This window comes from Bradyrhizobium elkanii WSM2783 (genome assembly GCF_000472865.1).
GTDB classification, from domain to species: Bacteria; Pseudomonadota; Alphaproteobacteria; order Rhizobiales; family Xanthobacteraceae; genus Bradyrhizobium; species Bradyrhizobium elkanii_A.
This window is the reverse complement of the sequence record NZ_AXAP01000028.1, coordinates 94,810-104,668: the sequence shown is the minus strand read 5'-3', so window position 1 is coordinate 104,668 and position 9,859 is coordinate 94,810. Positions and strand designations below refer to the sequence as shown.

The window sequence follows — 9,859 nt, the reverse complement described above, 5'->3', positions numbered from 1 at the left end:
AAGCCTCCATCCCGATCAAGCACGGCGGCAGGTTGGCGAGCCGCGTTTCCACCTGGCCGCGTGACCACTTCTGTCGCAGCACGATGGCACCGCGGTGATCATGACCCACGNGGTGGAACGAGTTCTTGCCGATATCGATGCCGATCACGGCGATCGCTGCGTTGAGCTTCTGAGACATGGTGTGCTCCTTGTCTTGAGCGCCCCTTGCCAGCTTCTCGCACTGGCAGGGCCGGAGCACGGCCGGACCATTCCATTAGCGGTCGATGTCGAGCCCGAGTTCAAAGGCAATCGGGGCACCAGGTCCAAACCGATCCCCGGACCGCATCTCGTTTATGGGTTCGACTGCGCCGAACGCGGTGGTCGCGCCGATCATGCACGATGCTGCGGCCTATGCGAGCCGGATTCCGAAAAAGACGCCGATGCGGAATGGCAGGCCGCGATGGCTTGTTGCGGAGAATGGCGGACCAACAATGTTTTTGCACGCATCGGCTTCACGCGAGCGCTCAACGATCGCCCCCGCCGCCGCGCTGCAAGCGCGCGAAAGCTTACATGGGTTATCTCGGTGCAGCCTTCATCACGGGCTCACTGCCGTAGCCGCCCTCGTTCCCGTGCCGCGATGATCTCAGACACCGCGACGATAGCGGCCCATATGCCCAAACCCGCTACGCCCATAATGAAGAATGTCGCTTCGTTCATCGGACAAGACCCATCTGGCCCGTCTACAACGTTGAACAGGTTTTTTTGGTTCCTACAGTTCCCAATGCCGCATCCGCCAAATTGGCGATATGGTTATTCGGCCCTTCAAATCCATCACGATCATGGATTTGCTTATGCCGCCACAACGCCGCGCGCAATTCGGCCGCGCACTTGCCAGTCTTCCGGACGACGGCATCTCGTGCTCAGCATCGAACGCTATACCTGCCACGATCGCAAGCCGCTGCGCACGCGCCGTGGTTCGCATGGTGCATTTTATCTGCATGAGGGATGCACCAAAATCCGCCCATGCGTTGCGCTGTTGCTTCTCGCGTCCACCAGCACGGCGTCGCCACGGGTGTTTCGCCCTTGGAGAGTTCGCATGGGGTGGATTGCCCGCCAGGAAGGCTCGCCAAATGCTTCGGTTCCGCACTCGAATAGGTTCCTCGTTCCATCCAAAGGCGTCGCGATCGGAGATTAGGAACGAAAGCTCCCGCCGCGATTTTAGAAGCCACGAGACCGCCGCTCGCCGTTAAAACTACACGGCGCATGTCGCGGATAGCCAAAGGTCACAAAGACCCGCTGTTTCAGAACAAGCGCTCGCGCAGATAGCCAAAGGCGGCGGTCTCCATTTCGGAATTGCCAGCGGTGCCGTTTCTGTTGCGAGTTTCGCTATGCGCAACCGCATTGACATAGACCACAAACACAGCCTCGCTATTGTTCGAGAGATCGGCGAGAGATTGCGGGCGTCGCTAAAACCAGAGCCGGAGTTGCCAGCGAGCGTTAGAACGCAAATCAACCGGCTCCGCGCATTAGAAGAGCAGCCACCATCGATCATTCCAGCGGCCGAGCGTTGGGACAAGCCGCGCCGTTGAGCCGCGTTGGGACAGCACAGACGGCTCGGCGGAACAGGGACGAGCAGTGCCATCGACTAAGCTTCGTGCGTCAAAATTTTGAATGAGTTCGGTGAGGCACAATCCGAATTAATCGGCATCGCCGTCGTCCTTACCAACGGAAAGGCCGGCGCGGTCGAGAACGTTTGGCTGGATGAGCTGCACGGGCTTCGGATTTCGATCAAAGGCCATAATGGGGAAATGGCCGGTCTCAACCATCAAGTTCCCGGAGGACTAGTTGCTTGCATCCGGCCGCGCGCTGCCCACAGCGCGCGTTCCTTTCAGAACATTCCGATCAGGATGAAGAAGCCGACCTCGATCAGAAACGTCGTCGACATGACGGCGACGGTCAGGAACACATCGCCCGCTGAGAGAGGGTTCATCACTGCCTCGCATGCACGCTCGATTGGAACGATTGGGGAGATGTGGCTATTGCCAATGTGCGTCTGTATGGACGCCCGTGACAGAGGAGCGGCCCTCTGCCCTCTCCACGAGGTAGAGGCCGCTTCCCTTATAGGAGCCTCACGGAACGGCGACAGGCATGCCCCGAACTGGACCCGTTCCGGGACTGACAAGGGGAACACAGGCGCGGCCTCAGCGCTTTTGCCGCTCCAGATCAAGCGTGAACTTGACTTGCAGAACCGGTCCAGCGTGATCTCTGACCTCGATCGCCATGCGCTGCGCTAAGGCATTCTTGGCGCTCTGGTTTACAGCGTCCTTTGCCATGTCAGCCAAGGTTCGGGCGGCTTCTTCTTGGACCGCTTCAATATTGAGCAGTTCCAGCCCTTCCTCGTCGGGGCAATGGCATCATCGTTTCGAACGTCGAAGTAGTATCGGGGCATAGGCGTAACAATCCAAAGCCTCGCGGCTGTTCCTGTTCAAAGGATCACAATCAGAGATAGATAACTTCCACATTGGGGCTCAAATGCGCCCACAAATCTCGACAGAGAGTTTTCAAGTTCCCGCAACCACCGGTCTTGCCCGGCGTCATGTTTACATGAGCGAGTTGGCTGAGCACGAGCAAAAGGAACTTGAGGAGCGGGTGATGCGCTACCGCATCATGGAGCGCGAGGTCACTGATCCGCTCGCAATCCGTCTCTTGCAAGACATCGTTGCAGAAATGGAAGCGGGCTACAGCGGTCTGACGAGTAGTTTCGGATCAGGGTAACGTCGCACGAGAAGATGATTGAGCGGGGACATATGAAAATCCCCCGGGCGAACGTCAAACCCGAAACGAGTGCCTGATCTGTCGCAGCATTGCCAAGGCGCCGTCGGTATATCGGCCACGGGTGAGATACTGATCTAGCTGCGCTGCGCCAAGCAGCACCAAGCCAGCAAGTACGAAGCCCTTGAGCATGTGGGCCTCTCCTGTAGGAGGAGACCGCCCAACCCGGCGGTCCGGGTAAAACTATTTCGGAATTGCTGCCGCTCAACGCGCGACCTATCTGAAACGCCGGAATGCTGGCACGAATTGGTATTCAACTCATTAAATATTAAATGGAGTATACTCGCGTCGCTCGGGATTAGACTCGGCCGGCGATCTTTTCGGATCGATTAACTCCAGCGCGCCATACTAGTATTTGTTTGCGCGATCTAATATTCCGGGCCACAACTATGGTCGAAACTCGCATTGCTCCCCGGTACCGCGTCAACAAGCGGGCTGCCATTGACTATGGTGGCGATAAGTACCCCTGTACGGTTCGCGACATTTCCACGACCGGAGCCGCCTTAGAATTCGCGGACGGGACCAACCATCTTCCTCCCAGCGCAAGGACATTCGCGCCTATGTCATCGCCGATAATCGCCTGACCGACGCAAGCGATTGGGACGACGAGATGCTGCGGCTCGAATTGAGCGATTTGGTCGATGTCGGTTTTGATATCGCCCTGACCGGCATCTCCGAGGACGAGCTATCAAAGCTTTCGGTCGGCGTTTCCGAGCTTGAGCAGATGCCGGAATTGCCGGACGGCGATCGGTCGCCCTATCGCGACATGACATTCATTCTGTACGGGGATCAGATCGGAATCGTCGAGCGCGCGATCGCCAGGGCGGTCAAGCCGCGCGCCCCGGACAATCCCAATCGATCGCCGCAAGGCAATGCGCTCGCCGCGATCTGCGCCGAATATCTAGGGCGCGTCTCATAAATCGAGTTTGATTGGTGCAGCTTGCTCGACGTCCGCTATGCCCCGATACCGACCAAATACCGCTGCGCAGCGAAATGACGCGATGGGCCAACAAGAGACTTATGCACCGCAGCAAGCAGCATCTCAATTCGATCACTTTGTTGGCGCGACTGAGCAACGTCGCCGGGATATCGATGGCCGAATGCCTTGGCGGTCTTGAGTGGAGTGGCAATCGCGTGCTCAACTACTGTGAATTCTCCTTTGGGCGGAATTGCGCGTTTCGGTTCAACTTCCAGCGTGTGGTCCAACGCGGGCTGGCCTTCTACGTCCTCGCCGTCATGGCACGCTCGGATTTGCGCAGCTATAGTAGCAAATCTTGGTTAGTCCCGAGATTTTCGCTCCAGAATTATTGCACAGCAAATGCAGTCAGTAAGGCTCTCCCGTTAGCGGCGATTGTTTTGAAAATGCTGATGACGACACTGCAAGAACGGCTAACGCGAAAACTATCCTCATCTTGCCTACTCGTCCTCGGTGATCCTAGTCAGCGATAGCTCGAAGCCGCCCTCAAGCAGATCGGTCAAATCAAGCCGCACCATCTCGTTATCCCAATCGGTCGCGTCGGTGAGCCGATTGTCGGCGATGACATAGGCGCGCTTCTGCTGTTCCGACCAGCCGCGCGCCACGATGACCGGTACCTCGGCGACTCGAGCAATTTCCCCGCCGCTAACCGGCCGTGAGCGGCGAGAACCGCGCCGTCATCGGCGCCGAGATCGGAATGATCCAACTCGGATTGACGCAGCGATTTGCTCGATTTGCTCCGGCGAATGCCGCCGCGAATTGCGCTCATAGGGTCGTAAACGGTCAACCAGCGCTGTTTCCACGGCCGGCTTGCCCGCTGGGAAAACCCCAACGAAGCGGTGATCATGATCTCGCAGTGGGATTGGCTAACCGACGCGCAATTAGCAGCAGCGTTGCTCAATCACGGCTGGCATCCTTCTTTCACCCACGCTTCAAATAGATCGATCTTCTCTTGCGACCAAGGACCATCGCCGTTCGGCGGCGGCGGCGGTATGACCGAGCCGCCAATTCCACGAATTCGATTGGAGATCTGCTCGGACCGCGCTTTGACGTCTCCAAAGCTGCGGAGGTCGAAGAACTTGGACATGCCCCGGACATCCTTGTCCGTGAAGAGCGGATAGGTGTCTTTAGCGTAACTGATCATGGGCACTCCCCACCGGCGCAATCGCGAGGCTGCGGACTTGAATCTTCATCGTAGCTCCCATTCGTGTTAAAGATATCTATCCACCACATGACGAGAATGACCTTGCAGCGCCGGCGAGGGAAATCAACTCTCGTCATAGTCTCGATAGACGATCGTTATTGCCGCCGCGCAGCGTGATGCCGTAGCGAGGAATGCCACGAGCCGCATGGCAGTCGACGCCTACGTTTTTTTCTGCACAGACTTGTAAGCCACGTTCAGTCGCTGAATCGGCAATCAATGCCGTCGTGCTTGCACAAACGACGTCGCGAACTTCGCTCGGTGAGCTCTGAGAACTTCGTAGATGTCGCGCGAGCACAGCAAGGATTGCGCGGGGTCACTGTGGGCTACGATTGCTCAGTTCCGTCGTTGCGTGTGATGGCTAAAGACCCAGCTCAAACATCGGCGGCTGGCTTGCCGGGAGCGATGAAGATGCGCACTACGTTTACGTTATAACCGTCTAAGGCGCGCTACAGCTTTTTCATGTCGGCAGGGCAACCAGAATCGGAAAATGATGAAGAAAAGCGATGGGCGTCATTTTCGTTACAGGCGATCGACCAGCGGCCACGGCAAGCCCGGCAACGCCACTCCCGCCGCCGTCCGATTTGGTGGCCTCGGGTCCGGTGCAGCCGACTCAAGGGGCAACGCGAATGAGTAAGCCTTCTGAGCGTAATAAGATTGCAGCCTCACGAGAACAACGTGAGACACTGACCGGCGATCTGATGGTTCAGCATGAAGCGTTAGCGGAAATATTTACTAGTAATAAAGCTGTATGTTCCGGTGGCCGCGATTAGTGCGGCGGCGCCCAAGAACACCGAGATCGGATACCAAAAGGTGGGATGGTCGATGACGAACGGTATCAAACCAACGGCGAGGGCAGGCGGCATATGGACTTTAAACATCCGTAAAATAGCAATCGAGCAAAGCATGGTAGCCGTCACGCCCAAAAATTCTGTGTGAAAGCCCGTGCTCAAGAGTAAGCCGACGGATGCGGTCAGGAAACATACGAGAGGAAACAATACCGGCCGTGACATCCAGCCAGGAAGGTCCGGGTGACCAAATAATTCATAGGCTACGACGATCAGCGGAGGGAATAACAGGAAGCGCAATCCCGTTGTTTGCGCCACCGCTCCCAGCGCGAAGACGAATGCCGTCAGTGCGAAGATCCAGAACCGATCTCTCGGCGGAGTTTCGGCGGTCTCAATAATCCGGCTCTCTTTGCCCCCCTCAGATAGGTAACTATCGGGATCAAGGCGCTTCCAGAACGTCAACGCAATGGCGAGTACGGCGAGTCCCGCGAGAATGGCGGCAGGGTAACCCCAACTCATCACGCCGAGGGCCATTGGAAGCACACCGGCAGAGATCGCAGCTCCGATGTTCGATCGGAGCAGTTTAATAACAAATAGGCTCAGGAGGGCAACAACAGTTACCGCGAGGGCGCTGTATTCCCAGTGGCGAGTAATCATCACCCCCAGGATCGCGGTGATCGTAGGGGTAGCAATCAGTCTGATTGGTTGGCTTGCCCATTTTCCGCGGGGGCGCGTGAATACATCATACGCTAAAGCGGCCACCTCGGGAAACAGGATAAGAGATATACCCGTGGTATCGACCGCAAGCCCAATTCCTCCCACGAAGGTAACCGCAAGAAATTGGGCAAATAATCTCGTTGTGTATTTCACTATAATCTAATTTTCCGAATTCCTTTGCAGACGAGACGAAAATAGGAACGCGAAACTCGATGTCTAATGACCATCGGTTATTGAATCGATTGCCATCGACGCGGCGCAATTCGTTTCCTTCGGTCCTGTCGAACCCACCCATCGGAAATGACCAATTGTGGCGTCTAGCCGGCGAGCTTACTTGCGACGTGCGACGGCATATTCGCCGAAGCTGCAATCGGAACCATACATACGGCAATTGGAAAATTTCGTCCCGCATTGTGGTTCAACAACCCGAAGAGGAGATCAATGATGTCTGAGTCCTTTCCACTCCCTACTAAGCCCGAAGACGTTGTCCCGTCGCTGATTGAGCGGTTTAAATCCGATAGGGTCAGCGAGGTAATGGCCTTGTTCGAACCGAAGTCTGTGTTCGTCGAGAATGACGGGCGAACCATCACTGGTCACGCAGAGATCGCCGCCAAACTCGAGCGCGATATCATGCTCGGCCTGCCGGTGAAGACCGTAGTGCGCCATGTGTTCGCCGGCAACGAGATCGCCCAGCTCGTGGTGGACTGGTCAATTGATGGCACAGGGCCCGACGGCAAGCACGTGCACCTCGGAGGCACGGCATGCGATGTCGTGCGCCGCGGTGCGGACGGATTTTGGCGGTTCATAATCGATAATAATCAAGGGACGGCAGTGCGAAAGCCCGCCTGACATATGCGCCAGCCGAGCACCTACTATCAAAAACCGTTTCAACCAGCACGAACAGGAGATCAATGATGTCTGAGTCCTTTCCACTCCCTACTGAACCCGAAGGCGTTGTCCCGTCGCTGATCGAGCGACTCAACTCCGGCAAGGTCAGCGCGTTGATTGAAATGTTCGACCCGAAGTGCGTGTTCGTCGAGGATGACGGGCGAACCGTCACTGGTCACGCAGACATCACCGTCCGACTCGAGCGCTTTGTCGAGCCCGGCGTGCCGCTCGTGACAAAGGTGCGCCATATTTTCGTCGCCGACGATATCGCCCAGCTCGTGTATGACTGGTGGATCGATGGCACGGGTCGCGACGGCAAGGAGGTGCACCTCAAAGGCACGGCGTGCGATATCGTGCGCCGCGGCGCGGATGGGCGCTGGCGGTTCATAATCGATAACAATCAAGGGGCGGTATTGCGAAAGCCCGCCTGACACCGCCACGACAGCTCTTGGCGCCGGAGCCACTCTTCTCGGCGCCATCGGGCGAGGCGCGGATCGGCCGCCTCAATCTCGAGGCGGCCATCGCTGCCTTGAACCCGACCGAGCGACGCCCGGAAGCACTTAAGGGATAGCGACCTTCGGCTCCATAAGCTGTTGCGCGAGCAAGCCGGCGTGCGGCGTGAGCGCTGAGAAATCACGCGCACAAAGATGAAGTTGCCTCAGCGCCCAGCGGTCTTGCAGCGGCACGATCGCCAAGCCGAGGTGCCCCAACTCTTTGGCGGAAACCTCGGGCAAAATGGCGATCCCAACGCCAGACTCGACCAACATTGCGATGTACTCAATCCGCCTGAGTTGAATGCGGTAGTAAATCTGGCGGCCCAGGCGGGCAGCCCGTTCTCCCAGATAAGCTTCCAGTGCAGTGTCGGCCAGACCGACGAACGGCTCACCCACGACGTCCGCAAAAGCTATCGATTGTTGATCGCTGATGCGGTGTGTTTCGCTCGCCACAACGACGAGCTGGTCTTGCGCAATAACGCGGGTCTGCAACGCTGCCAGATCAGCCATGTAGGTTACAACACCGAGATCAGCCCGACCTTCCAGGATGGCCCGGACAATCTCGGTGCTCGGGCGTTCATAGAGATCAATGGAAAGGTCCGGATAAGCGACCAAAAATCGGCGGAGTCGCGGCGGTAGAAAAGCGGCCAACCCAGCCGTGTTGGACAAGAGCCTGATGCGCCCTTTCAGGCCAGCGCCATAGGTGCGCAGTTCTCCGCGCATCTGCTCCACTTGGTCCAGGATCAAACGGGCATGGCGGATCAGGGCATCACCGGCCGCAGTCGTCGTGACCCCCCGCCTGTTTCGTTCCAGGAGCTGCGCGCCAAGCGCAGATTCCATTCCGGAAATGCGTTCGCTCACGGAAGCGAGAGCCAGATTCATGTTCTCGGCGCCCTTGGTGAGGCTGCCTTGCTCCACCACGGTCAGGAACAACCGCATATCCGTCAAATCGAAGCGCAATGCTTTTCCTTCGGTTTTTCCGAATTCTCCCATCGGAAATGACCAATTGCGGCGCTTGGTCGGCGAGCGTACTTTACTACATGCGACGCCATATTCTCCGATTTTTGACGTTGACACAAGGGATTGGAGAGGTGCCCTTGATGAGAGCTAGGTTTGCTCGCCAATCTGTCACGCCATATGCGCATGGCTGCCATCGGCACGCGCGAAGTCTTCAAATGCAACACCGCCCAATCCGAGCGAGTCAACATGAATGGTTATCTTTCGCTGCATGTTCTGATTATCGCGTCGACGTTTTTCCTCGCCGGGATCGTCAAGGGCGTGACGGGGATGGGCCTGCCGACCGTCGCAATGGGTATCCTCGGTGCGATCACGTCGCCAGTTAGCGCAGCTTCGCTGCTGGTCATTCCGTCCTTTGTCACCAATTTTTGGCAGCTGTTCACGGGACCGGATTTCCTGGCCCTGATGAAAAGGCTTTGGCCGATGATGCTCGGCATCGTGGTTGGCACACTCGCCGGCTCATGGCTTCTGACGAGCGCCAATACGGAATACGCAAGTGTTGGATTGGGCTCCGCCTTGGTTCTCTATGCGGTGCACAGCCTGTGGGCGAAGCCATTGTCGGTTCCTGCGCGCCTTGAGCGTTTACTGTCGCCTGTTATTGGGTTGACAACCGGGGCAATCACCGGAGCAACTGGGGTTTTCACACTTCCCGCCGTTCCCTATCTCCAGGCCCTCGGCCTTTCCAAAGATGATCTTATCCAGGCACTGGGACTGTCGTTCACGGTCTCAACAATTGCGCTTGCGGCGGGCTTGGCTCGTGGCGGAGCTTTCCATTTTGGAAATACTACTTTGTCCGCACTCGCGATCATTCCCTCGTTGCTGGGCATGTGGGTCGGAACAACGGTCCGCGAGCGCATAAGCGCTGCAACCTTTCGGCGCTGGTTTCTGATCTTCCTTGCCATTCTTGGCCTTGAACTCGTCGTTCGCCCACTCTTCTTCTGAGGCAGATGGTGAAGCCGCCACTCAG

Annotated in this window: 13 protein-coding genes and 2 pseudogenes; 7 read left to right on the top strand and 8 right to left on the bottom strand. The window is 57.3% G+C overall.

Features of this window, described 5'->3' with window-relative positions; genetic code table 11:
• Nucleotides 1-178: pseudogene (locus YY7_RS60585) on the bottom strand (IS110 family transposase); the annotation flags it as partial.
• A gap of 1,465 nt (nt 179-1,643) precedes the next feature.
• Here YY7_RS60585 and YY7_RS63350 point away from each other — a divergent pair.
• Nucleotides 1,644-1,824 (top strand): annotated as a pseudogene (locus YY7_RS63350) (PRC-barrel domain containing protein).
• Nucleotides 1,825-2,180: 356 nt separating this feature from the next.
• Here YY7_RS63350 and YY7_RS65115 read toward each other — a convergent pair.
• On the bottom strand, nt 2,181-2,354 hold the full coding sequence (locus YY7_RS65115) for a DUF6894 family protein (RefSeq protein ID WP_433994521.1): 174 nt from the start codon (nt 2,352-2,354) through the stop codon (nt 2,181-2,183).
• Between the two features lie 157 nt (nt 2,355-2,511).
• Here YY7_RS65115 and YY7_RS60575 point away from each other — a divergent pair, with 157 nt between their 5' ends.
• A complete protein-coding gene (locus tag YY7_RS60575) occupies nt 2,512-2,754 on the top strand; it encodes a hypothetical protein (RefSeq protein WP_155255293.1) in 243 nt (80 codons plus the stop codon).
• 54 nt (nt 2,755-2,808) lie between these two features.
• Here YY7_RS60575 and YY7_RS64450 read toward each other — a convergent pair whose 3' ends face one another.
• Nucleotides 2,809-2,943 (bottom strand): hypothetical protein, encoded by a 135-nt coding sequence (locus YY7_RS64450; protein ID WP_283807017.1) that lies wholly within the window; start codon nt 2,941-2,943, stop codon nt 2,809-2,811.
• Between the two features lie 257 nt (nt 2,944-3,200).
• Here YY7_RS64450 and YY7_RS64780 point away from each other — a divergent pair, with 257 nt between their 5' ends.
• Nucleotides 3,201-3,395, top strand: coding sequence for a PilZ domain-containing protein (locus YY7_RS64780; RefSeq protein WP_349642671.1), 195 nt, complete (start codon nt 3,201-3,203; stop codon nt 3,393-3,395).
• Between the two features lie 26 nt (nt 3,396-3,421).
• Nucleotides 3,422-3,730 (top strand): hypothetical protein, encoded by a 309-nt coding sequence (locus YY7_RS0123645; protein ID WP_028165411.1) that lies wholly within the window; start codon nt 3,422-3,424, stop codon nt 3,728-3,730.
• A 35-nt stretch (nt 3,731-3,765) separates the two neighbouring features.
• Here YY7_RS0123645 and YY7_RS60570 read toward each other — a convergent pair whose 3' ends face one another.
• The 4 genes from YY7_RS60570 to YY7_RS52525 all read right to left on the bottom strand — a co-directional run bounded on the left by YY7_RS60570 (nt 3,766) and on the right by YY7_RS52525 (nt 6,646).
• A complete protein-coding gene (locus YY7_RS60570; protein WP_155255292.1) occupies nt 3,766-4,017 on the bottom strand; it encodes a hypothetical protein in 252 nt (83 codons plus the stop codon).
• A 210-nt stretch (nt 4,018-4,227) separates the two neighbouring features.
• Nucleotides 4,228-4,392, bottom strand: coding sequence for a hypothetical protein (locus YY7_RS60565; protein WP_155255291.1), 165 nt, complete (start codon nt 4,390-4,392; stop codon nt 4,228-4,230).
• Between the two features lie 296 nt (nt 4,393-4,688).
• Entirely contained in the window at nt 4,689-4,931 is a 243-nt protein-coding gene (locus YY7_RS52530) for a hypothetical protein (protein WP_035690649.1), read from the bottom strand.
• Nucleotides 4,932-5,707: 776 nt separating this feature from the next.
• Entirely contained in the window at nt 5,708-6,646 is a 939-nt protein-coding gene (locus YY7_RS52525; protein WP_080663810.1) for a hypothetical protein, read from the bottom strand.
• A gap of 291 nt (nt 6,647-6,937) precedes the next feature.
• On the opposite strand from YY7_RS52525, the gene YY7_RS52520 reads away from it, so the two are divergent.
• Nucleotides 6,938-7,342: a YybH family protein gene (locus YY7_RS52520; protein WP_130229280.1), complete on the top strand. Its 405-nt coding sequence runs from the start codon at nt 6,938-6,940 to the stop codon at nt 7,340-7,342.
• A gap of 65 nt (nt 7,343-7,407) precedes the next feature.
• Nucleotides 7,408-7,812, top strand: coding sequence for a YybH family protein (locus tag YY7_RS0123620; protein WP_196237309.1), 405 nt, complete (start codon nt 7,408-7,410; stop codon nt 7,810-7,812).
• Nucleotides 7,813-7,941: 129 nt separating this feature from the next.
• Here YY7_RS0123620 and YY7_RS0123615 read toward each other — a convergent pair whose 3' ends face one another.
• A complete protein-coding gene (locus tag YY7_RS0123615; protein WP_051396861.1) occupies nt 7,942-8,868 on the bottom strand; it encodes a LysR family transcriptional regulator in 927 nt (308 codons plus the stop codon).
• 213 nt (nt 8,869-9,081) lie between these two features.
• On the opposite strand from YY7_RS0123615, the gene YY7_RS0123610 reads away from it, so the two are divergent.
• Complete coding sequence (locus YY7_RS0123610) at nt 9,082-9,834, top strand: sulfite exporter TauE/SafE family protein (protein ID WP_028165407.1); 753 nt, start codon at nt 9,082-9,084, stop codon at nt 9,832-9,834.
• The last annotated feature ends 25 nt before the right edge of the window (nt 9,835-9,859 follow it).

Coding starts and splice junctions, on each gene's coding strand:
- YY7_RS0123610 (WP_028165407.1), top strand. CDS start 9,082: ATGAATGGTTATCTTTCGCTGCATGTTCTGATTATCGCGTCGACGTTT.
- YY7_RS0123615 (WP_051396861.1), bottom strand. CDS start 8,868: ATGGGAGAATTCGGAAAAACCGAAGGAAAAGCATTGCGCTTCGATTTG.
- YY7_RS64780 (WP_349642671.1), top strand. CDS start 3,201: ATGGTCGAAACTCGCATTGCTCCCCGGTACCGCGTCAACAAGCGGGCT.
- YY7_RS52530 (WP_035690649.1), bottom strand. CDS start 4,931: ATGATCAGTTACGCTAAAGACACCTATCCGCTCTTCACGGACAAGGAT.
- YY7_RS0123645 (WP_028165411.1), top strand. CDS start 3,422: ATGCTGCGGCTCGAATTGAGCGATTTGGTCGATGTCGGTTTTGATATC.
- YY7_RS64450 (WP_283807017.1), bottom strand. CDS start 2,943: ATGCTCAAGGGCTTCGTACTTGCTGGCTTGGTGCTGCTTGGCGCAGCG.
- YY7_RS52520 (WP_130229280.1), top strand. CDS start 6,938: ATGTCTGAGTCCTTTCCACTCCCTACTAAGCCCGAAGACGTTGTCCCG.
- YY7_RS0123620 (WP_196237309.1), top strand. CDS start 7,408: ATGTCTGAGTCCTTTCCACTCCCTACTGAACCCGAAGGCGTTGTCCCG.
- YY7_RS60575 (WP_155255293.1), top strand. CDS start 2,512: ATGCGCCCACAAATCTCGACAGAGAGTTTTCAAGTTCCCGCAACCACC.